The sequence below is a fragment of the Pseudomonas sp. UBA7500 genome (genome assembly GCF_002478435.1).
Taxonomy (GTDB): Bacteria; Pseudomonadota; Gammaproteobacteria; order Pseudomonadales; family Pseudomonadaceae; genus Aquipseudomonas; species Aquipseudomonas palmensis.
Map to the genome: position 1 here is coordinate 1 of NZ_DLNW01000005.1, position 22,452 is coordinate 22,452.

22 protein-coding genes are annotated in these 22,452 nt (G+C 64.2%); 13 read left to right on the forward strand and 9 right to left on the reverse strand.

All coding sequences use genetic code 11. The features are described from left to right. Both B4I46_RS04815 and B4I46_RS04820 read right to left on the reverse strand, forming a co-directional pair. Positions 1–1,204: ABC transporter permease (locus tag B4I46_RS04815; RefSeq protein ID WP_349681938.1), on the reverse strand; the 1,204-nt coding region annotated here is incomplete at its 3' end. Next, positions 1,205–1,888 (reverse strand): ABC transporter ATP-binding protein, encoded by a 684-nt coding sequence (locus B4I46_RS04820; RefSeq protein WP_043863091.1) that lies wholly within the window; start codon positions 1,886–1,888, stop codon positions 1,205–1,207. A gap of 10 nt (positions 1,889–1,898) precedes the next feature. Here B4I46_RS04820 and B4I46_RS04825 point away from each other — a divergent pair, with 10 nt between their 5' ends. The 3 genes from B4I46_RS04825 (at position 1,899) to B4I46_RS04835 (ending at position 3,933) form a co-directional block, all read left to right on the forward strand. Beyond that, entirely contained in the window at positions 1,899–2,504 is a 606-nt protein-coding gene (locus B4I46_RS04825; protein ID WP_078480483.1) for an arylesterase, read from the forward strand. A 56-nt stretch (positions 2,505–2,560) separates the two neighbouring features. After that, the gene (locus B4I46_RS04830; protein WP_043863089.1) at positions 2,561–2,848 is read left to right on the forward strand and encodes a hypothetical protein; all 288 of its coding nucleotides are present in this window, start codon (positions 2,561–2,563) and stop codon (positions 2,846–2,848) included. A gap of 113 nt (positions 2,849–2,961) precedes the next feature. Beyond that, entirely contained in the window at positions 2,962–3,933 is a 972-nt protein-coding gene (locus tag B4I46_RS04835; protein ID WP_043863088.1) for a L,D-transpeptidase family protein, read from the forward strand. 122 nt (positions 3,934–4,055) lie between these two features. Here the strand turns inward: B4I46_RS04835 and oprI are convergent, their stop codons facing one another. Then, positions 4,056–4,307: an outer membrane lipoprotei OprI gene (oprI, locus tag B4I46_RS04840; protein ID WP_037058464.1), complete on the reverse strand. Its 252-nt coding sequence runs from the start codon at positions 4,305–4,307 to the stop codon at positions 4,056–4,058. Between the two features lie 509 nt (positions 4,308–4,816). Between oprI and B4I46_RS04845 the strand changes: the two genes are divergently transcribed. Continuing rightward, positions 4,817–5,098, forward strand: coding sequence for a GNAT family N-acetyltransferase (locus B4I46_RS04845; protein WP_043863087.1), 282 nt, complete (start codon positions 4,817–4,819; stop codon positions 5,096–5,098). 64 nt (positions 5,099–5,162) lie between these two features. Here the strand turns inward: B4I46_RS04845 and B4I46_RS04850 are convergent, their stop codons facing one another. Then, positions 5,163–6,239 carry a 3-deoxy-7-phosphoheptulonate synthase gene (locus tag B4I46_RS04850; protein ID WP_043863086.1) on the reverse strand — a complete coding sequence of 359 codons (1,077 nt, stop codon included), beginning with the start codon at positions 6,237–6,239 and terminating at the stop codon, positions 5,163–5,165. A 283-nt stretch (positions 6,240–6,522) separates the two neighbouring features. Here B4I46_RS04850 and B4I46_RS04855 point away from each other — a divergent pair, with 283 nt between their 5' ends. The 3 genes from B4I46_RS04855 to cysB all read left to right on the forward strand — a co-directional run bounded on the left by B4I46_RS04855 (position 6,523) and on the right by cysB (position 9,119). Continuing rightward, positions 6,523–7,431, forward strand: a complete 909-nt coding sequence (locus tag B4I46_RS04855; RefSeq protein ID WP_123752241.1) for a 5'-nucleotidase — start codon at positions 6,523–6,525, stop codon at positions 7,429–7,431. Between the two features lie 91 nt (positions 7,432–7,522). Then, entirely contained in the window at positions 7,523–8,020 is a 498-nt protein-coding gene (locus tag B4I46_RS04860; protein ID WP_043863084.1) for a universal stress protein, read from the forward strand. Between the two features lie 124 nt (positions 8,021–8,144). Beyond that, on the forward strand, positions 8,145–9,119 hold the full coding sequence (cysB, locus tag B4I46_RS04865; protein WP_043863083.1) for an HTH-type transcriptional regulator CysB: 975 nt from the start codon (positions 8,145–8,147) through the stop codon (positions 9,117–9,119). A 156-nt stretch (positions 9,120–9,275) separates the two neighbouring features. On the opposite strand, the gene B4I46_RS04870 is transcribed toward cysB, so the two are convergent. Next, positions 9,276–10,010 (reverse strand): phosphoadenylyl-sulfate reductase, encoded by a 735-nt coding sequence (locus B4I46_RS04870; protein WP_116053384.1) that lies wholly within the window; start codon positions 10,008–10,010, stop codon positions 9,276–9,278. A gap of 128 nt (positions 10,011–10,138) precedes the next feature. On the opposite strand from B4I46_RS04870, the gene thrH reads away from it, so the two are divergent. Further along, complete coding sequence (gene thrH, locus B4I46_RS04875; protein ID WP_043863081.1) at positions 10,139–10,756, forward strand: bifunctional phosphoserine phosphatase/homoserine phosphotransferase ThrH; 618 nt, start codon at positions 10,139–10,141, stop codon at positions 10,754–10,756. Between the two features lie 65 nt (positions 10,757–10,821). Here the strand turns inward: thrH and pabB are convergent, their stop codons facing one another. The 4 genes from pabB to B4I46_RS04895 all read right to left on the reverse strand — a co-directional run bounded on the left by pabB (position 10,822) and on the right by B4I46_RS04895 (position 15,328). Next, positions 10,822–12,165, reverse strand: a complete 1,344-nt coding sequence (gene pabB, locus B4I46_RS04880; protein WP_286898863.1) for an aminodeoxychorismate synthase component I — start codon at positions 12,163–12,165, stop codon at positions 10,822–10,824. A gap of 108 nt (positions 12,166–12,273) precedes the next feature. After that, positions 12,274–13,254: an alpha-L-glutamate ligase-like protein gene (locus B4I46_RS04885; protein ID WP_043863079.1), complete on the reverse strand. Its 981-nt coding sequence runs from the start codon at positions 13,252–13,254 to the stop codon at positions 12,274–12,276. After that, the gene (locus tag B4I46_RS04890) at positions 13,254–14,786 is read right to left on the reverse strand and encodes an inactive transglutaminase family protein (protein WP_043863078.1); all 1,533 of its coding nucleotides are present in this window, start codon (positions 14,784–14,786) and stop codon (positions 13,254–13,256) included. The genes B4I46_RS04885 and B4I46_RS04890 overlap by 1 nt, the downstream gene beginning before the upstream one ends. Positions 14,787–14,791: 5 nt before the next feature. Continuing rightward, a complete protein-coding gene (locus tag B4I46_RS04895) occupies positions 14,792–15,328 on the reverse strand; it encodes an ATP-dependent zinc protease (protein WP_043863077.1) in 537 nt (178 codons plus the stop codon). Between the two features lie 210 nt (positions 15,329–15,538). Here B4I46_RS04895 and B4I46_RS04900 point away from each other — a divergent pair, with 210 nt between their 5' ends. The 5 genes from B4I46_RS04900 to prpF all read left to right on the forward strand — a co-directional run bounded on the left by B4I46_RS04900 (position 15,539) and on the right by prpF (position 22,449). Next, positions 15,539–16,255, forward strand: a complete 717-nt coding sequence (locus B4I46_RS04900) for a GntR family transcriptional regulator (RefSeq protein WP_043863076.1) — start codon at positions 15,539–15,541, stop codon at positions 16,253–16,255. Further along, a complete protein-coding gene (prpB, locus tag B4I46_RS04905) occupies positions 16,252–17,142 on the forward strand; it encodes a methylisocitrate lyase (protein ID WP_043863075.1) in 891 nt (296 codons plus the stop codon). Before B4I46_RS04900 ends, prpB begins: the two co-directional genes overlap by 4 nt. Positions 17,143–17,200: 58 nt before the next feature. Beyond that, positions 17,201–18,328: a bifunctional 2-methylcitrate synthase/citrate synthase gene (prpC, locus tag B4I46_RS04910; RefSeq protein WP_043863074.1), complete on the forward strand. Its 1,128-nt coding sequence runs from the start codon at positions 17,201–17,203 to the stop codon at positions 18,326–18,328. 193 nt (positions 18,329–18,521) lie between these two features. Beyond that, positions 18,522–21,110: a Fe/S-dependent 2-methylisocitrate dehydratase AcnD gene (gene acnD, locus B4I46_RS04915; RefSeq protein ID WP_286898864.1), complete on the forward strand. Its 2,589-nt coding sequence runs from the start codon at positions 18,522–18,524 to the stop codon at positions 21,108–21,110. Positions 21,111–21,258: 148 nt separating this feature from the next. Next, a complete protein-coding gene (prpF, locus tag B4I46_RS04920; protein WP_286898865.1) occupies positions 21,259–22,449 on the forward strand; it encodes a 2-methylaconitate cis-trans isomerase PrpF in 1,191 nt (396 codons plus the stop codon). Positions 22,450–22,452 lie beyond the last annotated feature (3 nt).

Consider the following 22,452-nt stretch of genomic DNA (forward strand, 5'->3'; position numbering starts at 1 on the left):
CATACACCAGCCAGCTGCTTGCCGGCACCGGCAGCAGGTCGCGGCGCAGTACCCGCAGCGGCGGCACCCGGCCCAGCGCTGCCAATGGCGGCAGGGCGAAGCCGGCCAGCGCCACCAGCCCGGTGGCGATCCCGGCCAGGGCCGGGGCGATGCCACCTGGCGGCACCTGCGAAGGCAGCAGGCCCTGCAGCAGGGCGAACAGGCCCAGTTGCGCCAGCCAGCCGAGCAGTGCGCCCCCCAGGGCTGCCACGCTGCCCAAAATCGCCAGTTGCAGGCAGAACAGGCTCAGCGCCTGGCGCCGGGACAGGCCCAGGCAGCGCAGCAGGGCGCTGGCATCGAAGCGGCGCATGGCAAAACGGCTGGCCGACAGCGCCACGGCCACGCCGGCCAGCAGCACCGCCACCAGGCTGGCCATGTTCAGGTAGCGTTCGGCCTTGCCCAGTGCACCGCCGATCTGCTGGTTGCCGTCACGCGAGTCGCGCAGTTGCTGGTGGGCGGCAAGCCCCGCCTTGGTAGCCTGGGTGTAGCTTGCCAGGGCCTGGGGCTCGCCGCGCCACAGGTCGCGGTAGGTGACCCGGCTGCCGGGCTGCACCACGCCGGTGGCATCCAGGTCAGCCAGGTTCATCAGTACCCGCGGAGTGAGGCTGTAGAAGTTGCCGGCGCGGTCCGGCTCATAGGTCAGCACGCGGCTCAGACGCAGGGTCTTCATGCCCACGTCGACGCTGTCACCGATCTTGAGGTTCAGCGCCGCCAGCAGGCGCGACTCGACCCAGGCTTCGCCCGGCGCCGGACCACCGCCGGCCACCTCCGGCCCGTAGGCCTCGGCGGCACTGCGCAGCTCCCCGCGCAGCGGGTAACCCGTGCCGGCAGCCTTGACACTGGAGAGCTGGATACCGTTGTCGGTGGCGATCACGCTGGAGAACTCGACCACTTTCGCATGGGCCAGGCCCAGCTGCTCGCCGTTGCGGATCTGTTCCGGGGTGGCCGGGGCGCTGCCCTGCAGCACCAGGTCGGCGCCAAGGAACTCGGTGGCACGCAGCAGCATGGCGCCGTTCAGGCGGGCGCCGAAGTAGCCGATGGCGGTGCTGGCGGCCACGGCCACCAGCAGGGCGAAGAACAGCACGCGCAGTTCGCCGGCGCGTGCATCGCGCATCAGTTGACGCAACGCCAGGCTCGGCAGGCGCAGAAACGACAGGTGTGCCATCTAGGGCTCCAGCGGGGTGACCAGGTGGCCGGCTTCCAGGCGAATCAGCCGTCCGCAGCGGTGCGCCAGGCGTTCATCGTGGGTGACCAGGACGAGGGTGGTGCCGCGTTCCTTGTTCAGTTCGAACAGCAGGTCGCTGATGCGTTCACCGGTGTGGCTGTCGAGGTTGCCGGTGGGCTCGTCGGCAAACAGCACCGCAGGCTCGGCGGCAAAGGCGCGGGCAATTGCCACCCGCTGCTGCTCGCCGCCGGACAACTGGCGTGGCGAATGGCTCAGGCGCTGGCCCAGGCCGACCCGTTCGAGCAGGCTGCGGGCGTGTTCGCGGGCATCGCGGCGTCCGTCCAGCTCCAGCGGCAGCATCACGTTCTCAAGGGCATTGAGGCTGTCGAGCAGCTGGAACGACTGGAACACGAAGCCGACATGCTCGGCGCGGACCTGGGCGCGCTGGTCTTCGTCGAGCGGGCCCAGGTCGTGCCCGGCCAGTGTCACCGAGCCTGCACTGGGCAGGTCGAGGCCGGCCAGCAGGCCGAGCAGGGTGGACTTGCCCGAGCCGGAGGCGCCGACAATGGCCAGGCTGTCGCCCTGTTTCAATTCCAGGCTCAGTTCGTGCAGGATGGTCAGGTCGCCTTCCGCGCTGGGGACCACTTTGCTAAGGTTGCGCGCAGTCAAGATGCTGGGGCCCATGGAGAATCCAATGCGAGTGTGGTTATTGAGTGCAGGCCTGGCCTTGCTGTGCATGGCCCAGGGCGCATCGGCAGGAACGGTGTTGATCGTTGGGGATAGTATCAGTGCCGCTTTTGGCCTGGATACCCGTCAGGGTTGGGTTGCCCTGCTCGAACAGCGGCTCAAGGCCGAGGGTTTCGATGACAAGGTGGTCAATGCCTCGATCAGTGGCGACACCAGTGCCGGGGGCCAGGCGCGGCTGCCTGCGCTGCTTGCAGAGCACAAGCCCAGCCTGGTGGTGGTGGAGCTGGGTGGCAATGACGGGCTGCGCGGGCAGGCACCGGCGCAATTGCAACAAAATCTTGCCTCGATGATCGATCGCTCCCGTGATGCCGGTGCCAGGGTGCTGCTGCTGGGCATGCGCCTGCCACCCAACTATGGCAAGCGCTACACCGATGCGTTCGCACAGGTGTATGCCGATCTTGGCAAGGAAAAGGACGTGCCGCTGGTGCCGTTCTTTCTCGAAGGGGTAGGTGGCGTGCCCGGGCTGATGCAGGCCGATGGCATCCATCCGGGGCAGGGCGCCCAGGCGCAGTTGCTGGAAAATGCCTGGCCATCAATAAAACCGCTGCTTTGACGCTTTTATACTGATCGGCTTTCGGCTAATGTTGCGCCCCCGATTTGGAGCCCCCGATGCCGCGTCCCGCCTGGTCCCTGTATGCCTATCAATTGATCGAGCCTGACGAACAGCTTGACCTGTTCGCCTGCCAGGAGAGTCGCGTCCACCTGATCGCCCGCCAACTCGAACTGGGCGGCTCCGTCGACCGTACCCTGTGTGGCACCCTGTTGCCGGCGCAACCGCGCTGGTCGGGTGTGGAACGCAGCATCTACCGTGACCAGCGCCTGTGCCGCCTGTGCCGGGCGATCCTCGAGGCGCAGCGGCGCGGCACGCGTCCGGTATGGCCCGAGCTGCAGGCCTGACGTCGGATCTTTTACGTTTGGCAAGGGTTCTGTGCCCGGATGCCTCCCGATCCCGCAGGGGGCGGTGTACAATTGCCCGCTTGACCCACCTGAATTAGCGAAGGATTTCCCGGATGTTGCCGCGCTTTCCCGCCGTCACCCGTTGCCTGTCCCTGGCCGCCCTGCTGGCGGCGGGCCCTGTTGCCGCTCTGGAGTTCCCCCTGCCGCCGCCGGGCGAGGATGTCATCGGCCAGGTCCAGGTGATCAAGGCCAAGTATGAGGACACCTTCGCCGACATCGGTACCGCCAACGACCTGGGCTACCTGGAGATGGTCGCGGCCAACCCGGGCGTGGACCCCTGGCTGCCAGGCGCCGGCACCGAGATCGTGCTGCCGACCCGTTTCATCCTGCCGCCGGGCCCGCGCGAAGGCATCGTGATCAACCTTGCCGAGTACCGCCTGTACTACTACCCCAAAGGCGAGAACGTGGTGCACACCTTCCCGCTGGGCATCGGCCGTGAAGGCTGGGGTTCGCCTATTGCCAACACCAAGGTCACGGCCAAGACGCCGAACCCGACCTGGACCCCACCGGCCTCGATCAAGGCCGAGCACGCCGCCGACGGTGATCCGTTGCCCAACGTGGTGCCGGCCGGCCCGGACAACCCGCTGGGCCCGTTCAAGTTCACCCTGGGCGTACCGGGCTACCTGATCCACGGTTCCAACAAGAAGTTCGGCATCGGCATGCGTACCAGCCATGGCTGTTTCCGCATGCTCAACAACAACGTGCTGCAACTGGCGAGCATGGCCCCGGTGGGGACTTCGGTGCGCATCATCAACGAGCCGTACAAGTTCGGCCTCAGTGGTGGCAAGGTCTACCTCGAGGCGCATACTCCGCTGGATGACAAGGGCGACCCGTCGGTGGTCGACAAGCACACGGCAGTGATCAATGCCCTGCTCAAGCGCGAAGACCTGGCCAACAACCTGCGCATGAACTGGGACATGGTGCGTGACGTGGTGGCGGCCGAAGATGGTATCCCGGTAGAGATCGCGGTGCCGGGTGACGCCAGTGCGCCGATGGTATCGAGCGTTCCGCTCGAAATGCAGTAACCCGCTTGTGTTTGCACGAGGCCCGCTTCATGCGGGCCTCGTCGTTTGCGCAGGACGGTTCTGCAGGCAATAAAAAAGCCGACCCACAGGTGGGTCGGCTTTTTAACAATCCCGAGGGATTATTACTTGCGGCTGGCTTTTTCCAGCATACGCAGAGCGCGCTCGTTAGCTTCGTCAGCAGTTTGCTGAGCTTTCTGAGCGGCGGCCAGAGCGTCATCAGCCTTGCGGTAGGCTTCATCGGCACGAGCTTGTGCACGGGCTGCTGCGTCTTCGGTTGCAGTCAGACGGGCTTCGGTTTCTTTGGAGACGCTGCTGCAACCGGTGGCCAGTACTGCGGCCAGAGCCAGAGCAGAGAATTTCAGAACGTTGTTCATCGTGTTCCCCTTCAAGGACTTTCTATTAAAGAGCCATCTCTCAACAAAGAGAAACTGGCCGGCGTACATAGTACCCATTACTTGTAGTAAGTAAACTGACCGAGCGCAAGAACCGGAAAAAAATTGCGCGGTTGCGCAGGCCGCCCCGGCGGGGGTGTGAAAAGAATGCAGGCGCTTTTGTAGCGGCGCTGAAACACCGCTGTAAATGCGTCTTTGTAGTGAACTAAAAGTGACTCCAAGTGTCATTGTTCGTCTTACCACTACATCATCCGGCTACTGTTGGCAGTGTGGCTCGCTGCCGTGTTCGCATGCTGCAAGTGCAGGTTTTTTACGATCAAGTACCTTGAGCATCTGTGCACTGGGCGCCTACTATTTGTGGGTGCTCAGTTGCCAGAGAACAACCAGGCTGTTCTCGCTGTCCAAACGGGCACGGGGTGGCGTAGAGGTTCCTTCGCCGGACAAACATCGGTAAGGTAAGGGTCTGACGAGAAGACCCGCGAGGAGTAGTGATGAGCGAGGCGTTGTCCATCCACCATGACCAGGCTGGTCATCAGTTCGAGACCAATGTGGACGGTCATCGTGCCTACCTGACCTACATGGACCTGGGTAAGCAGACATTGGATATCTACCGCACGTTCGTGCCCAATGCGCTGCGTGGGCGAGGCATCGCTGCGGCGCTGACCGAAAAGGCCCTCGCCTATGCCGAGGACATGGGCTACACCGTGATCCCCTCGTGCTCCTATGTCGAGCGCTACATGGAACGTCATCAAAAGCATTCCAACAAGGCCTGAGCCTGCTGACACCCTGTTGAAAACGAAAACGCCGGGCATTGCCCGGCGTTTTCGTTGATGGCTTTCAGCCGCGGTTGCGCTTGGGCAACACGTCCTTGAGCTTGGCGCGCATGCTGCGCACGGACTTTTCGGTGGCTTCCCAGTCGATGCAGGCATCGGTGATCGACACGCCGTACTGCAGTTCGGCAAGGTCCTTGGGGATGGCCTGGCAGCCCCAGTTGAGGTGGCTTTCGACCATCAGGCCGATGATCGACTCGTTGCCTTCGAGGATCTGGTTGGCCACGTTGTCCATCACCAGCGGTTGCAGGGCCGGGTCCTTGTTGGAATTGGCGTGGCTGCAGTCGACCATGATGTTCGGCTTGATCCTGGCCTTGGCCAGGGCCTGCTCGCACAGGGCGACGCTGACCGAATCATAGTTGGGCTTGCCGTTGCCGCCGCGCAGCACCACGTGACCGTAGGCGTTGCCCTTGGTGGTGACGATGGATACGCCACCTTCCTGGTTGATGCCCAGGAAACGGTGCGGGCTGGAAACCGATTGCAGTGCGTTGATCGCCACGGTCAGGCCGCCGTCCGTACCGTTCTTGAAGCCGACGGCCGAAGACAGGCCCGAGGCCATCTCGCGGTGGGTCTGGGATTCGGTGGTGCGCGCGCCGATCGCCGACCAGCTGATCAGGTCCTGCAGGTACTGCGGGGAGATCGGGTCGAGGGCTTCGGTGGCGGTGGGCAGGCCCATTTCCGCCAGGTCCAGCAGCAGTTGGCGACCGATGTGCAGGCCGTCCTGGATCTTGAACGAGTCATCCAGGTACGGGTCGTTGATCAGGCCCTTCCAGCCCACCGTGGTGCGCGGCTTCTCGAAATACACGCGCATCACCAGGTACAGGGTGTCGGCGACTTCGGCCGCCAGCACCTTCAGGCGCTCGGCGTATTCATGTGCGGCCTTGAGGTCATGGATCGAGCAGGGGCCGATCACCACGAACAGGCGGTGGTCCTTGCCGTCGAGGATATTGCGTACCACTTCGCGGCCCGCGGTCACGGTCTGCAGGGCGGTGGCGCTGAGTGGAATGTCCTTCTTGAGCTGATCGGGGGTGATCAAGGTCTCGTTGGAGGCAACGTTAAGGTCGTCGATCGGTAAATCAGCCATCGTGTTACTCGTCAGGTCACGGGTGCCGGCCGCCAGCTACCCGCGCGGCGGAGCAGCATGATTGAACGCGGCGGGGTGCCGAACCTTAGCGCGTTACACCGTGATTCGACAATGGGCAGGGCCCGCTTTCCTGCCGCTTTGGCCCATTGGTATGGGGTTTTCTGATCAAAAGTGCCGTCACCCGACACGCTCGCAGGTTGCGGGCGGCAGCGCCCGGCCTGATAGTGTGTCGATTGTTTGACCTTATGGCGCCCGATGCAGGGCAGTGCGGAGCAGAGCGGCGATGAGCAAAGGCCTTGGCGACAAACTGGTGGTAGCCATTTCATCACGGGCACTGTTCGACCTCAGCGAGAGCCATCGGCTGTTCCTGGCCGAGGGGGTCGAAGCCTACCGCCAGTACCAGATCGAGCACGAAGACGAATACCTGCAACCGGGTGATGCGTTCCCGTTGGTGGAAAAGCTGCTGGGCCTCAACGCCAGCCTCGGCCAGGCCCGGGTCGAGGTGGTGCTGGTGTCACGCAACAGCGCCGACACCGGGCTGCGGGTGTTCAATTCCATCGAGCATTATGGCCTGGACATTTCGCGTGCAGCCTTCGTTGGCGGGCGCAGTCCGTATCCGTACCTGGCCGCCTTTGGTTGCCACCTGTTTCTGTCCACCGATGCAGAAGATGTGCGCCGCGCACTGGACGCCGGCTTTGCCGCTGCCACCATCCTTTCCGGCGGGGCACGGCGTGCGGCCAGCGCGGAGCTGCGTATCGCCTTCGATGGCGATGCTGTGGTGTTTTCCGACGAGTCCGAACGCGTCTATCAGCTCGGCGGCCTGGAGGCGTTCCAGGCCAGCGAGCGCGAGTCGGCCCGCGAGCCGCTGCGCGGCGGGCCGTTCAAGGCCTTCCTGGCGGCGCTCAACGTGCTGCAGAAAGAGTTCCCCAGTGGCGCCTGTCCGATTCGCACCGCACTGGTGACGGCGCGCTCGGCGCCGGCCCACGAGCGGGTCATCCGCACCTTGCGCGAATGGGACATTCGCCTGGACGAGTCGCTGTTTCTCGGCGGCCTGGACAAGTCGGCGTTTCTCGAGGCGTTCGCGGCCGATGTGTTCTTCGACGACCAGGCAGGGCACTGCGAACGCGCCAGTGCAGTGGTCGCCACCGGCCATGTGCCCCACGGCATCAGCAACGAACGTACCCCCGGCTAGGCCGCCTGGCAGGGCGCCGGACGGCTCTGCGCGTCGTTTTGGCGCTGCTAAGCTGAACCTTGCCCTGCCGTATCGGCAGCTAGGAGGTCAAATGATCCGTTCGATGCTGTGTGCCACCGACCTCGGTTGTTACTCCCCTTATGTCATGCAACACGCGCTGGCGCTGGCACGCAGCTTCAGCGCCGAACTGTACGTGGTCCATGCCGTGGAACCGATGGGCCAGTTCGCCGAATCGCTGCTGGAAAGCTACCTTGATGAACATACCCTGTCCCATATGCGCGGCCGGGCGCTCAATACCGTGATGGCGAACATCGAACAGCGGGTGCTGGAGAACTTTCAGGATGAACTGGGCGAGAAGGAAGACCTGGCGCTGATCCGCGCGGTGCGGGTACGCCAGGGCGACCCGGCCGACGTGATCCTGGAACAGGCCCAGCGCCTGAGCGTCGACCTGCTGATCGTCGGCAGCCACAGCCAGGGCGCCGGTAGCGAGATCCCCTTGGGGCGCACGGCGGTACGCGTCCTTCAGCTGTCGCCGGTGCCTGTATACATGGTGCCCCTGGCGCAGTACCTGGGGCGGCGCAAGTCATAGGGGAGGCGGTGTAGGACGTTGTAAGAAAGCTGAAGAAATAGTTCTAGATTTATTCTTCAAACCACTAATATAGTTATAACTCGTCGCTGCTGCCGGTGACGCCCAGTTGATTTGAGGGATACCTATGAAGCTTCAACAATTGCGCTACATCTGGGAAGTGGCGCACCACGACCTCAACGTCTCCGCGACAGCGCAGAGCCTGTATACCTCCCAGCCGGGGATCAGCAAGCAGATTCGCCTGTTGGAAGACGAGCTGGGTGTGGAAGTGTTCGCCCGCAGCGGCAAGCACCTGACCCGCGTGACCCCGGCAGGTGAGCGCATCATCACCACCGCCGGCGAGATTCTGCGCAAGGTCGAGAGCATCAAGCAGATCGCCCAGGAATTCTCCAACGAGAAAAAGGGCACCCTGTCGATCGCCACCACCCACACCCAGGCACGCTACGCCCTGCCGCCGGTGATCAGTTCGTTCATCAAGCAATACCCTGAAGTGGCGCTGCACATGCACCAGGGCTCGCCGATGCAGATCGCCGAGATGGCGGCTGACGGTACCGTCGACTTTGCCATCGCCACCGAGGCCCTGGAGCTGTTCGGTGATCTGGTGATGATGCCGTGCTACCGCTGGAATCGTTGCGTGGTGGTACCGCAGGGTCACCCCCTGACCAAGCTGCCCAAGCTCACCCTGGAGGCGTTGGCCGAATACCCGATCGTGACCTATGTGTTCGGCTTCACTGGCCGCTCCAAGCTCGACGAAGCCTTCAGCCATCGCGGCCTGACCCCCAAGGTGGTGTTCACCGCGGCCGATGCCGACGTGATCAAGACTTACGTGCGCCTGGGCCTGGGCGTGGGCATCGTGGCCAAGATGGCGGTAGACACCAAGCTCGACAACGACCTGGTGGTGCTCGATGCCAGTGAGCTGTTCGAGTCCAGCATCACCAAGATCGGTTTCCGTCGTGGCACCTTCCTGCGTGGTTTCATGTGCGACTTCATCGAGAAGTTCGCGCCCCACCTGACCCGCGAAGTGATGGCCAAGGCCATCCAGTGCCACAACAAGCAGGAGCTCGAAGAGCTGTTCGCTGGCGTCGAACTGCCAGTGCACTAAGCCCTTGCAGTGCCTTCAGGCCGCCAGCACGGTGGCCTGAAGGCGCTCATGCAGATAGCCCCGCGAGCAGGTAGCCCAGCCACTGGCCACGACGCCCGTACTGCTGACGCAATGTCTGGCAGGTGGGGCCAGGTGCTGCGCTCAGGGTGTGCATGTTCAGCCCTTGGTAATCAGGTTGCCGGCGTGCAGCCCGCATTCCTTCTGAGTCGACTCTTCCCACCACCAGCGGCCTTCGCGTTCGTGCTGGTTGGGCAGCACCGGGCGCGTGCAGGGTTCGCAGCCGATGCTGATGAAGCCGCGTTCATGCAGGCTGTTGTAGGGCAGCTCGAGCATGCGGATATAGCCCCACACCTCTTCGCTGCTCATCTGCGCCAACGGGTTGAACTTGTACAGGGTGCGCTCGGGGGTGGAGAAGGCGCTGTCGATTTCCAGCGCGGCCACCTGGCTGCGGGTGCCCGGGCTCTGGTCGCGGCGCTGGCCGGTGGCCCAGGCGCTGACGGTGCTCAGCTTGCGGCGCAGCGGCTCGATCTTGCGGATGCCGCAGCATTCGCCGTGGCCGTCCTTGTAGAAGCTGAACAGGCCCTTTTCCTTCACGAAGGGGTCGAGTGCACTGCGATCGGGGGAAAGGATCTCGATCGGCAGCTTGTACTGCTCGCGCACCTGGTCGATGAACCGGTAGGTTTCCGGATGCAGGCGGCCGGTGTCGAGGCTGAACACCTTGAGGTTCTTGTTCAGCTTCCAGGCCATGTCCACCAGCACCACGTCTTCGGCGCCACTGAAGGAGATCCACAGGTCGTCGCCGAAGTGTTCGAAGGCGAGCTTGAGGATGTCCTGCGGGGACTTGTTGGCATAGGTCGCGGCGAGGGCGGCGACGTCGAAGGGTTGGCTCATCAGGCGGCTTCCGGTCATTGAATGGCGCTTGGCGCTCGTAATGGGCGAATGTTAACAAAAATTGCCGGGTTAGACGGCGCGCCTGTAGAGTGCGCCTTCCATTTTTAGCGTTGTTCGAGGAGTGAGCTGTGGAAATTGCCTGTCTCGACCTGGAAGGTGTACTGGTCCCGGAGATCTGGATCGCCTTTGCGGAAAAAACCGGAATCGAATCGTTGCGGGCCACCACCCGCGACATTCCCGATTACGACGTGCTGATGAAGCAGCGCCTGCGCATCCTGGATGAGCATGGCCTGAAGCTTTCCGACATCCAGGCAGTGATTGCCACGCTCAAGCCGCTGGACGGCGCCATCGAGTTCGTGGACTGGTTGCGCGAGCGTTTCCAGGTGGTGATCCTGTCCGACACCTTCTACGAATTCTCGCAGCCGCTGATGCGCCAGCTGGGTTTCCCGACCTTGCTGTGCCACCGCCTGATCACCGACCAGAGCGATCGTGTGACCGGCTACCAACTGCGCCAGAAAGACCCCAAGCGCCAGTCGGTGCTGGCATTCAAGAGCCTGTACTACCGGGTGATCGCGGCGGGTGACTCGTACAACGACACCACCATGCTGGGCGAGGCGGATGCAGGCATTCTGTTCCATGCGCCGGAAAACGTGATTCGCGAGTTCCCGCAGTTCCCGGCGGTGCATGATTTCGAGGCGCTGAAGAAAGAGTTCATCAAGGCCTCGAACAGGTCGTTGAGCCTGTAATACCGCCTTCGCCGGCAAGGCCGGCTCCTGCACGCTGTAGGAGCCGGCCTTGCCGGCGAAGCGTTCTAGAGGCCCTGCAGGGTCTGGAGCAACACCCTGACCTTGGTGATCGACTCCTCGTACTCCGCCTCCCACTGCGAGTCCGCCACCACCGCACCGCCCCCCCAGCAGCACACCTGGCCGTCCTTCACCAGCAGGCTGCGGATGGCGATCGAGCTGTCCATCTCCCCGCGCACGTCCACATACAGCAGCGAGCCGCAATACAGTGCACGTCGGCTCGGCTCCAGTTCGTCGATGATCTGCATCGCCCGAATCTTCGGCGCCCCGGTGATCGAGCCGCCGGGGAAGCTGCCGGCTATCAGGTCCAGCGCATCCTTGCCCGGTGCCAGGCGTCCGGTCACGCTGCTGACCATGTGGTGCACGTTGGGGTAGCTCTCCAGGCTGAACAGCTCCGGCACCTGCACCGAGCCGGTAGCGCAGCTGCGCCCCAGGTCGTTGCGCAGCAGGTCCACGATCATCAGGTTCTCGGCGCGGTCCTTGGTGCTGGCCAGCAGCTCGGCAGCATTGGCGGCATCCTGCACGGGGTCGCTGCTGCGCGCACGGGTGCCCTTGATCGGGCGGGTTTCGACCTCGCCCTGGCTGACCCTGATGAAGCGCTCGGGCGAGAAGCTCAGCAGCGCGCTGCCATCGGCCAGTACCTGATAGCCGGAGAAGGGCGTAGGGCAGGCAGCCCGCAGCGCCTGGTAGGCCGCCCACGGGTCGCCCTGGCAGGGTGCGCGAAAGCGTTGGGTAAGGTTGATCTGGTAGCAGTCGCCGGCATGGATGTACTGCTGCACCCGCTCGAACGCCTGACGGTAATCCTCGGCTGCGAGGTCGCCGCGCATTGGCGCAGCAAGCCTGAATGTGCCGGCTACCGTCGGGGCGTCGTGCTCGAACAGTGCCACCAGGCGCTCGCGTTCGGTGGCGGGCAGCGCCGGATGAAACACCAGCTGGCTGCGCTGCAGCTGATGGTCGCTGATCAGTGCCCAGGCATACAGCCCCAGGCTTGCGTCACCCAGCCCCAGGTCGTCGCAGGCAATGGCGGGCAGGCGCTCCAGGCGCCGGCCGAAGTCGTAGCTCAGGTAGCCGATCAGGCCGCCGGCGAACGGCAGCTCGACACCTGCCGGCAAGTGCGCGCGCCCAAGCCCGGCCAGTTGCTCGCGCAGGCGCTGCAGGTAGTGCTGGCCGTCTTCTTCGGCGTCCGGGGTCAGCGTGCACAGTGGCCAGGCGCTGAGCAGGTCGAAGCGCCCACGCACGGCGCCAGGCCGTGCGCTGTCGAGCAGCACGGCGCCAGGTGCCTGGCGGATACGGGCAAAGTAGGCGGCCGGGTCGGCCTGGTAGGGCAGGGGGTGAAGTGTGCAGGTCGGCATTCGGGTGAACAGCTGTCGAGGCGGGGCGAGCATTGTAGCCCTGTGCAGGCGATGCTCCTAGCGGATCGGCGACCGCCCTGTGCGCTGCTGCGCCAGGGCGGTGGCAGATTACTGCGCCGGGATGTGGCCGAACAGTTCCTGGGCGAAGCGCACGCGCTCTTCGACGCTTTCCTTGATGCCATTGCTGGCCAGTTCCTCAAGGTGCGCCTCGACGGCGTGGGTGCGCAGGGTCAGGCCGCAATCGTTGGCGATCTGGATGTTCAGGCCGGGGCGGGCGTTGAGTTCCAGGATCAGCGGGCCCTTGTCCTGGTCCAGCACCATGTCCACGCCGATGTAGCCCAGGCCGCACAGTTCATAGCAGCCGGCGGCCAGCTTCATGAAGCCGTCCCAGTTGGGCAGTTGCACGCCGTCCACCGCATTGGTGGTGTCGGGGTGCTTGCTGATGATGTTGTTCAGCCAGGTACCGCGCAGGGTCAGGCCGGTCGCCAGGTCCACACCCACGCCGATGGCGCCCTGGTGCAGGTTGGCCTTGCCGCCGGACTGGCGCGTGGGCAGGCGCAGCATGGCCATGACCGGGTAGCCCATGAGCACGATGATGCGGATGTCCGGTACGCCTTCGTAGCTGATGCTCTTGAAGATCTGGTCCGGGGTTACCCGGTACTCGATCAGCGCGCGGTCGCGATGGCCACCCAGTGAGTACAGCCCGGTGAGGATGCTCGACACCTGGTGCTCGATTTCCTCGTGGGTGATGATCTTGCCGGACACCGTGCGGTAGCGGTTCTCGAAGCGGTCGGCGATCACCAGGATGCCGTCACCACCGGCGCCCTGCGCCGGCTTGATGACGAAATCGCTGCGCCCGCCGATGATCTCGTCGAGCTTGTCGATGTCCTTTTCGGTGGAGATCACCCCGTACATTTCCGGCACGTGGATGCCGGCCTTGATCGCCCGCTCCTTGGTGATGATCTTGTCGTCGACGATCGGGTACAGGTTGCGCTTGTTGTACTTGAGCACGTAGTCCGCGTTGCGCCGGTTGATACCCATGATGCCCCGGGCTTCCAGGGCCTTCCAGGTTTTCCATAGGCCGAACATCAGGCGTCAGCCTTCACGAAGGCTTTGAAGCGCACCAGCTCCGTCAGGCGGTAGCCGCGGTAGCGACCCATCGCCAGCATGAAGCCCACCAGAATCAGCAGCACCGCCGGGAAGGTGAACACGAAGTACACCAGTTCGGGCACGCTCATCAGCAGGTGCGCGACCGAGGCGGCGAACAGGGTGCCGATGGCGACTTTCATGGCGTGGCCGCCGCCGCGTTCCTCCCAGGTGATCGACAGGCGTTCGATGGTCATGGTCAGAATCACCATCGGGAACAGTGCCACCGACAGCCCGCGCTCCAGGCCCAGCTTGTGGCTGAACAGGCTGATGGCCGCGATCAGCACCACCACGAAGGTGAGTACCACCGACAGGCGCGGCAGCATCTGCAGCTTCAGGTGTTCGAGGTAGGAGCGCAGGGTCAGGCCCAGCGCGGTGATCACCGTGAACAGGGCGATACCGAAGCCCAGCTGGGTCTCACGGAAGGCCAGGGCGATCAGCACCGGGGTGAAGGTACCCAGGGTCTGCAGGCCGATCAGGTTGCGCAGCACCAGGATCACCAGCACGCCGATGGGGATCATCACCATGATCATGAAGGTCTGCTGGGTCTGCAGCGGCAGGCCGTACAGCGAGTATTCGAGGAAGTCGGCGTCGGTGTTCTCGTCGGTCAGCTTGGCCAGGCGGATGGCGTTCATCTCGCTGTTGTTCAGGCTGAAGCTGACGTTGACCTTCTTGCCGCCATCGACGGTGATCAGCGGGTCATCGCCGGTCCACCACAGCAGGCGGTCGGCCGGCAGGCCCTGCTCGCCGGTGTCCGGGTTGAAGTACAGCCAGTCGTTGCCGTTGAAGCTGCGCAGCCACAGTTCCGGGCTCTGCGGCTGGTCGGCCAGCAGGCGGATGGTGTGCACCTTCTCCACCGGTACGTGGGCGATCGACAGCAGCAGGTCGATGACCTTGGCCTTGTTCAGCGAAGAGGCATCGCCGGCCAGCAGCAGCTTGACGTTGTCGTCGTTGGGGTTGTTGACCCGCTTGATGGTCTCGCTGACGAAGGTCTCGACGTCGGCCGAGTGCTGGCGGATAGGTGCCATCAACGCTTCGGCGGCGATCTTCTCCGGCCCTTCGACCGGCTGGCTGTCACGGAAGGTCGGGCCCTTGATCTTGACCTTTTCGCTGCTGTAGCGCTTGGTCAGTACCAGGCGGTAGTAGAGGGTCTGGTTGCCCTTGGCGCGCCGCGCCGACCAGGTCACCTTGCGGTTGCCATCGACACGGTTGACGCTCACGCCGTAGTTGTTGGAGATGAAGCTCTCATTGAGGCTGACGTAGTCGTTGCTCAATGGCGGCACGAACATCTGGATCTTGATCGGGTCCTTGGGGCTGGCGACGAACTCGACCTTGGCATCGATGTTCCACAGGTCGTCGGTTTCGTCTTCGGTCACCGGGATGCCGAGCATGAAGATCTGGTACGCCGTGATCGACACACCCAGCAACACCAGGAGGGTGATCAGGACTTTCAGATGAAGGGTAAGAGAGCGCATCGAAATTACTCTGCGGTATGAGCGTCAGTGGCGCAGGCAGGTTTGCCGGCAGCGTATTTAAGGCTTGGGTCGACCAGCGCGTCGAAGTGCTTGAGCGCCTCGGAGCCGATCAGTAGCGGGTACTGGAAGGCACTGCGGTCGGTCAGGTTCACTTCGATGCTGCGCAGGGCCGTACCCATGCAGATATTCAGCGCGATCACCGGGCGGGAGGTATAGGCCTTGCCTTCGTCCGGGTTGTAGTCACCGGCGCGTCGCTTGATCTTGCTGACACGAGCCAGTGGTCGTTCTATCGGATGCGAATGGGCTGCGTCAATTGCCAGATAGAAGCGCACCCACGATTCGCCGTTGCGCTTGAAGCGCTTGATATCGCGCGCGCTCAGCGAGGCGGTCTTGGCCCCGGTGTCGAGCTTGGCCGCAACCTCGAGGTCGATATCGACAAGGCGGGCATATTCATTGAGGCCATAGACAGTCTTGTCTGCCGCCTGGCTCAGGGCAGGCAGCCCACAGAGGCTGAGTAACAGTAGAAAGGGTGTGAGTCTCATAAATCCTGACGCGATGCTGTGGGGGTTTGCCCCCTCAGAGGCGGCGGCATTCTACCACGCTGGTGTGTCGATGCCAGCGGCTGGAGTCAGACAACACCGACAGACACGAAGTTCGTTCTTAGACGATTGTCGACAATATTGAATTTGTCTTTGACTGGGGTGGCTTAATTAGCTAGTTTTGGCCCTACAGATTTTCAAGGTGTCGACAATATGCTGGATGCAGCCCAAGCCTCCGCCCCCCTTCAGGAAGATTCGGAGACGCTTTCCGAAAACGTCTTCCGGCGCATCCAGGCCGCGATCGTCAAGGGCGAGATCGCCCCCGGCAGCAAGATCTCCGAGCCGGAGCTGGCGCGTACCTACGGCATCAGCCGCGGCCCGCTGCGCGAGGCCATCCACCGCCTGGAAGGCCAGCGCCTGCTGGTGCGGGTGCCGCACGTAGGGGCGCGGGTGGTGTCGCTGAGCCATGCCGAGCTGATCGAGCTGTACGAGATTCGCGAGTCCCTCGAGGGCATGGCCTGCCGCCTGGCTGCCCAACGCATGAGCGTAGCCGAGATCGACGAGTTGCGCCGGGTGCTCGACACCCATGAGCGTGATGCCGCGTTCCAGGCCGGGGTGGGCTACTACCAGCAGGAGGGCGACTTCGACTTCCACTACCGCATCATCCAGGGCAGCGGCAACCGCACCCTGGTGCAGATGCTGTGCGGCGAGCTGTACCAGCTGGTGCGCATGTACCGCATCCAGTTCTCCGCCACGCCCAACCGCCCGCACCAGGCGTTCGCCGAACACCACCGGATTCTCGATGCCATCGCCGACCGTGACGGCGAGCTGGCCGAATTACTGATGCGCCGCCACATCGGCGCATCCAAGCGCAATATCGAGCGTCATTACAAAGACGCCACCGCCCCTAGCCCACGAGGTGAGTCATGAGTCAGAAAAGCAGTCCCGGCCAGCGTTTTCGCGATGCAGTCGCCGCCGAGCACCCGCTGCAGGTCGTCGGCGCCATCAATGCCAACCATGCGCTGCTGGCCAAGCGCGCCGGGTTCAAGGCCATCTACCTCTCCGGTGGCGGTGTGGCGGCAGGCTCGCTGGGCCTGCCCGACCTGGGCATCACCGGCCTGGATGACGTGCTGACCGACGTGCGCCGCATCACCGACGTGTGCGACCTGCCGCTGCTGGTGGACGTGGACACCGGGTTCGGTTCGTCGGCGTTCAACGTGGCGCGCACGGTCCGCTCGATGATCAAGTTCGGCGCCGCCGCCATTCATATCGAGGACCAGGTGGGCGCCAAGCGCTGCGGCCATCGTCCGAACAAGGAAATCGTCTCGCAACAGGAGATGGTCGACCGCATCAAGGCGGCCGTGGACGCGCGTACCGACGACAGCTTCGTGATCATGGCGCGTACCGACGCCCTGGCGGTAGAAGGCCTGGAGGCCGCGCTGGATCGCGCTGCGGCGTGCATCGAGGCCGGTGCCGACATGATCTTCCCCGAGGCCATCACCGAGCTGTCGATGTACAAGACCTTCGCCAACCGCGTGAAGGCGCCGATCCTGGCCAACATCACCGAATTCGGCGCCACGCCGCTGTACACCACCGAAGAGCTGGCCTCGGCCGACGTGTCGCTGGCGCTGTATCCGCTGTCGGCGTTCCGCGCCATGAACAAGGCGGCCGAGAACGTCTACACCGCGCTGCGCCGCGACGGCACGCAGAAAAACGTCATCGACACCATGCAGACTCGCATGGAGCTTTACGATGCCATCGACTACCACGTGTTCGAGCAGAAGCTCGACGCACTGTTCGCTCAGAAGAAGAGCTGAACCGCAGCACACCGCAATTAGCCGATTCCCATAACAAATTCAAAAGTGGAGAAAACCAATGGCCGAAGCAAAAGTACTCAGTGGTGCCGGCCTGCGTGGTCAGGTGGCCGGGCAAACCGCACTGTCGACCGTGGGCCAGGCCGGCGCCGGCCTGACCTACCGTGGCTATGACGTTCGCGACCTGGCCGAGCACGCGCTGTTCGAAGAGGTCGCCTACCTGCTGCTGTACGGCGAGCTGCCGACCCAGGCCGAGCTGAGCGAGTACCAGCACCAGCTCAAGGCGCTGCGCGACCTGCCCCAGGCGCTCAAGGAAGTGCTCGAGCGCATTCCGGTCACCGCCCACCCGATGGATGTGATGCGTACCGCCTCCTCGGTGCTCGGCACCCTGGAGCCGGAGCTCAACTTCGGCCTGCAGCACGAGAAGACCGACCGCCTGCTGGCGCTGTTCCCGGCGGCCATGTGCTACTGGTACCGCTTCAGCCACCATGGCGTGCGCATCGACTGCACCAGCGACGAAGACACCCTGGGCGGGCACTTCCTGCACCTGCTGCACGGCAAGAAGCCGAGCGAGTTGCACGTCAAGGTGATGAACGTTTCGCTGATCCTGTACGCCGAGCACGAATTCAACGCCTCGACCTTCACTGCCCGGGTGTGTGCCTCGACCCTGTCGGACCTGTACTCGTGCGTGACGGCGGCCATCGGCTCGCTGCGCGGGCCGCTGCACGGTGGTGCCAACGAGGCCGCGATGGAAATGATCGAGCGCTTCAAGACCCCGCAGGAAGCCGTTGCCGGCACCCTCGGCATGCTCGAGCGCAAGGACAAGATCATGGGCTTCGGGCATGCCATCTACAAGGAGTCCGACCCGCGCAACGAAGTGATCAAGGGCTGGGCGAAGAAGCTCGCCGACGAGGTGGGCGACACCGTGCTGTACCCGGTGTCCGAAGCCATCGACAAGACCATGTGGGAGCAGAAGAAACTGTTCCCCAATGCCGACTTCTACCATGCCTCGGCCTACCACTTCATGGGTATCCCGACCAAGCTGTTCACCCCGATCTTCGTCTGCTCTCGCCTGACCGGCTGGGCGGCGCATGTGTTCGAACAGCGTGCCAACAACCGCATCATCCGCCCGAGCGCCGAATACACCGGCGTCGAACAGCGCAAGTTCGTGCCAATCGAACAACGCTGAGACTGGCGTGCAGTACCTTTGATATGGCCCTGCCGAACCTGGTGGGAGCGGGCTTGCCCCGCGATAGCCGCTGCGCGCAGTAGCTGATACCGCGCCGATGCCATCGCGGGTCGAGCCCGCTCCCACAGGGGGCGGGGTATGCCATCAGGGGGACTGCGCACCGCCGACTTATCCGTGATTGAGTCCCGCGTCCATGAATACTGAATTTCGCAAGCACCTGCCGGGCACCACGCTCGACTACTTCGACGCCCGCGCCGCCATCGACGCCATCAGCCCCGGCGCCTACGACAAGCTGCCCTATACCTCCCGCGTACTGGCCGAAAACCTGGTGCGCCGCTGCGACCCGGCAACCCTCGATGCCTCGCTCAGCCAACTGATCGAGCGCAAGCGCGACCTCGACTTCCCCTGGTACCCGGCCCGCGTGGTGTGCCATGACATCCTTGGCCAGACCGCACTGGTTGACCTTGCCGGCCTGCGTGACGCCATCGCCGACAAGGGCGGCGACCCGGCCCAGGTCAACCCGGTGGTGCCGGTGCAACTGATCGTCGACCACTCGCTGGCCGTGGAGTGCGGCGGCTTCGACCCGCAGGCGTTCGAGAAGAACCGCGCCATCGAAGACCGTCGCAACGAAGACCGCTTCCACTTCATCAACTGGACCAAGAAGGCGTTCAAGAACGTCGACGTGATCCAGCCCGGCAACGGCATCATGCACCAGATCAACCTGGAGAAGATGTCGCCGGTGATCCACGCCGAGCAGGGCGTGGCCTATCCCGATACCTGCGTCGGTACCGACAGCCACACCCCCCACGTGGATGCCCTGGGCGTGATCGCCATCGGCGTCGGCGGCCTGGAGGCCGAGAACGTGATGCTGGGTCGTGCGTCCTGGATGCGCCTGCCGGAAATCGTCGGCGTGCAGCTCACCGGCAAGCCGCAGCCAGGCATCACCGCCACCGACGTGGTGCTGGCGCTCACCGAGTTCCTGCGCAAGGCCAAGGTGGTCGGCGCCTACCTCGAGTTCTACGGCGAGGGCGCCCGTGCGTTGACCCTGGGCGATCGCGCGACCATCTCCAACATGGCCCCCGAATACGGCGCGACGGCGGCGATGTTCTCCATCGACCAGCAGACCATCGATTACCTCAAGCTCACCGGTCGTGAAGACGCCCAGGTCAAGCTGGTGGAAACCTACGCCAAGGTCGCCGGCCTGTGGTCCGACAGCCTGGTCAATGCCGAATACGAGCGTGGCCTGCAGTTCGACCTGTCGAGCGTGGTACGCAACATGGCCGGCCCGTCCAACCCGCATGCGCGGGTGGCCACCAGCGAGCTGGCTGCCAGGGGCATTGCCGGGCAATGGGAAGAGGTGCCGGGGCAGATGCCCGACGGCGCGGTGATCATCGCTGCCATCACCAGCTGCACCAACACCAGCAACCCGCGCAACGTGATCGCTGCCGGGCTGCTGGCGCGCAATGCCAACAGGCTGGGGCTGACGCGCAAGCCGTGGGTCAAGTCGTCGCTGGCGCCAGGCTCCAAGACCGTGGCCCTGTACCTCAAAGAGGCGGGCCTGGAGGATGAGCTGGAGCAGCTGGGCTTTGGCATCGTGGCGTTTGCCTGCACCACCTGCAACGGCATGTCCGGCGCTCTGGACCCGGTGATCCAGCAGGAAATCATCGACCGCGACCTGTACGCCACCGCCGTGCTGTCGGGCAACCGCAACTTCGACGGGCGTATCCATCCGTATGCCAAGCAGGCCTTCCTGGCCTCGCCGCCGCTGGTGGTGGCCTACGCCATTGCCGGTACCATCCGTTTCGATATCGAGAAGGACGTGCTGGCCGTGGTGGACGGCAAGGAAATTTGCCTCAAGGACATCTGGCCCAGCGACGAAGAGATCGATGCAGTGGTCAAGGCTGCGGTCAAGCCGGAGCAGTTCCGCCAGGTGTACATCCCGATGTTCGCCGTGCACGAAGACACCGGGCCCAAGGTCGACCCGCTGTACGACTGGCGCGCCATGAGCACCTACATCCGTCGCCCGCCGTACTGGGAAGGCGCGCTGGCAGGCGAGCGCTCGCTCAAGGGCATGCGCCCGCTGGCGGTGCTGCCGGACAACATCACCACCGACCACCTGTCGCCGTCCAACGCGATCATGCTCGACAGCGCCGCAGGCGAGTACCTGGCGAAGATGGGCCTGCCCGAAGAGGACTTCAACTCCTACGCCACCCACCGTGGCGACCACCTGACCGCGCAGCGCGCGACCTTCGCCAACCCCAAGCTGTTCAACGAGATGGTGCAGGAGAACGGCAAGGTCAAGCAGGGTTCGCTGGCGCGTATCGAGCCGGAGGGCAAGGTGACGCGCATGTGGGAGGCCATCGAGACCTACATGCAGCGCAAGCAGCCGCTGATCATCGTGGCCGGTGCCGACTATGGCCAGGGCTCGTCACGCGACTGGGCGGCCAAGGGCGTGCGCCTGGCCGGTGTCGAGGCCATCGTGGCCGAGGGCTTCGAGCGTATCCACCGTACCAACCTGGTGGGCATGGGCGTGTTGCCGCTGGAGTTCAAGCCGGGCACCGACCGCAAGACCCTGGGTATCGATGGCAGCGAGACCTATGACGTGGTGGGGCAGCGGACACCGCGGGCCACCTTGACCCTGGTGATCACGCGGCGTGACGGCGAGCGCCTGGAGGTGCCGGTGACCTGCCGTCTGGACACGGCGGAAGAGGTGTCGATCTACGAGGCGGGCGGTGTACTGCAGCGCTTTGCCCAGGACTTCCTCGAGTCGTCGGTGGCATAAAAGACTCAGCTTGCCTCGCCCTAGTGGGAGCGGGCTTGACCCGCGATGCAGGCGACGCGGTACTGGCTGTAACCGCATCGCTTGCATCGCGGGTCGAGCCCGCTCCCACAGAGCAGGTGGCTCGATCACATTACAGGACAAGATTTCCATGCCACACGTACCCCAGATCAGAATCCCCGCCACCTACATCCGTGGCGGCACCAGCAAAGGCGTGTTCTTCAACCTCGAAGACCTGCCCGAAGCCGCCCAGCTCCCCGGCGCCGCGCGCGATGCGCTGCTGCTGCGGGTTATCGGCAGCCCCGACCCCTACGGCAAGCAGATCGACGGCATGGGCGGGGCCACCTCCAGCACCAGCAAGACGGTCATCCTGTCGCGCAGCATCAAGCCCGGGCACGACGTCGACTACCTGTTCGGCCAGGTCGCCATCGACAAGGCCTTCGTCGACTGGAGCGGCAACTGCGGCAACCTCTCGGCGGCAGTCGGCTCGTTCGCCATCAGCGCCGGCCTGGTCGACGCCAGTCGCATCCCGCGCAATGGTGTGGCTGTGGTGCGCATCTGGCAGGCCAACATCGGCAAGACCATCATCGCCCACGTACCGATCACCGAAGGCGAAGTGCAGGAAACCGGCGACTTCGAACTCGACGGCGTGACCTTTCCGGCCGCCGAGGTGCAGCTCGAATTCCTCGACCCGGCCGCCGACGAAGACGGCGCGGGCGGCTCGATGTTCCCCACCGGCAACCTGGTCGACGACCTGGTGGTGCCCGGTGTCGGCACCTTCAAGGCAACCCTGATCAACGCCGGCATCCCGACCATCTTCATCGACGCCCAGGCCCTGGGCTACACCGGCACCGAGCTGCAGGACGCAATCAACGGCGACCCCGAAGCCCTGGCGCGTTTCGAAACCATCCGTGCCCACGGCGCCGTGCACATGGGCCTGATCGAGCACGTCGAGCAGGCCGCGCAGCGCCAGCACACGCCCAAGGTGGCGTTCGTGGCAGCGCCGGCCGCCTACCAGTCCTCCAGCGGCAAGTCCGTGGCAGCGAGCGATATCGACCTGCTGGTGCGTGCGTTGTCGATGGGCAAGCTGCACCACGCGATGATGGGGACGGCAGCGGTGGCCATCGGCACCGCGGCGGCCATCCCCGGCACCCTGGTCAACCTTGCTGCCGGTGGCGGCGAGCGCAGCGCCGTGCGCTTCGGTCACCCCTCGGGCACCTTGCGCGTGGGCGCCGAGGCGCGCCAGGTGAATGGCGACTGGACCGTTACCAAAGCAATCATGAGCCGCAGCGCTCGCGTGCTGATGGAGGGTTGGGTACGCGTACCTGGCGATACCTTCTAGAGG

What these genes read in the sequence shown, in the direction of transcription:
- B4I46_RS04820 (WP_043863091.1), bottom strand. Translation starts at nt 1,888, where the DNA reads ATGGGCCCCAGCATCTTGACTGCGCGCAACCTTAGCAAAGTGGTCCCC.
- B4I46_RS04825 (WP_078480483.1), top strand. Translation starts at nt 1,899, where the DNA reads ATGCGAGTGTGGTTATTGAGTGCAGGCCTGGCCTTGCTGTGCATGGCC.
- B4I46_RS04830 (WP_043863089.1), top strand. Translation starts at nt 2,561, where the DNA reads ATGCCGCGTCCCGCCTGGTCCCTGTATGCCTATCAATTGATCGAGCCT.
- B4I46_RS04835 (WP_043863088.1), top strand. Translation starts at nt 2,962, where the DNA reads ATGTTGCCGCGCTTTCCCGCCGTCACCCGTTGCCTGTCCCTGGCCGCC.
- oprI (WP_037058464.1), bottom strand. Translation starts at nt 4,307, where the DNA reads ATGAACAACGTTCTGAAATTCTCTGCTCTGGCTCTGGCCGCAGTACTG.
- B4I46_RS04845 (WP_043863087.1), top strand. Translation starts at nt 4,817, where the DNA reads ATGAGCGAGGCGTTGTCCATCCACCATGACCAGGCTGGTCATCAGTTC.
- B4I46_RS04850 (WP_043863086.1), bottom strand. Translation starts at nt 6,239, where the DNA reads ATGGCTGATTTACCGATCGACGACCTTAACGTTGCCTCCAACGAGACC.
- B4I46_RS04855 (WP_123752241.1), top strand. Translation starts at nt 6,523, where the DNA reads ATGAGCAAAGGCCTTGGCGACAAACTGGTGGTAGCCATTTCATCACGG.
- B4I46_RS04860 (WP_043863084.1), top strand. Translation starts at nt 7,523, where the DNA reads ATGATCCGTTCGATGCTGTGTGCCACCGACCTCGGTTGTTACTCCCCT.
- cysB (WP_043863083.1), top strand. Translation starts at nt 8,145, where the DNA reads ATGAAGCTTCAACAATTGCGCTACATCTGGGAAGTGGCGCACCACGAC.
- B4I46_RS04870 (WP_116053384.1), bottom strand. Translation starts at nt 10,010, where the DNA reads ATGAGCCAACCCTTCGACGTCGCCGCCCTCGCCGCGACCTATGCCAAC.
- pabB (WP_286898863.1), bottom strand. Translation starts at nt 12,165, where the DNA reads ATGCCGACCTGCACACTTCACCCCCTGCCCTACCAGGCCGACCCGGCC.
- B4I46_RS04885 (WP_043863079.1), bottom strand. Translation starts at nt 13,254, where the DNA reads ATGTTCGGCCTATGGAAAACCTGGAAGGCCCTGGAAGCCCGGGGCATC.
- B4I46_RS04890 (WP_043863078.1), bottom strand. Translation starts at nt 14,786, where the DNA reads ATGCGCTCTCTTACCCTTCATCTGAAAGTCCTGATCACCCTCCTGGTG.
- B4I46_RS04895 (WP_043863077.1), bottom strand. Translation starts at nt 15,328, where the DNA reads ATGAGACTCACACCCTTTCTACTGTTACTCAGCCTCTGTGGGCTGCCT.
- B4I46_RS04900 (WP_043863076.1), top strand. Translation starts at nt 15,539, where the DNA reads ATGCTGGATGCAGCCCAAGCCTCCGCCCCCCTTCAGGAAGATTCGGAG.
- prpB (WP_043863075.1), top strand. Translation starts at nt 16,252, where the DNA reads ATGAGTCAGAAAAGCAGTCCCGGCCAGCGTTTTCGCGATGCAGTCGCC.
- prpC (WP_043863074.1), top strand. Translation starts at nt 17,201, where the DNA reads ATGGCCGAAGCAAAAGTACTCAGTGGTGCCGGCCTGCGTGGTCAGGTG.
- acnD (WP_286898864.1), top strand. Translation starts at nt 18,522, where the DNA reads ATGAATACTGAATTTCGCAAGCACCTGCCGGGCACCACGCTCGACTAC.
- prpF (WP_286898865.1), top strand. Translation starts at nt 21,259, where the DNA reads ATGCCACACGTACCCCAGATCAGAATCCCCGCCACCTACATCCGTGGC.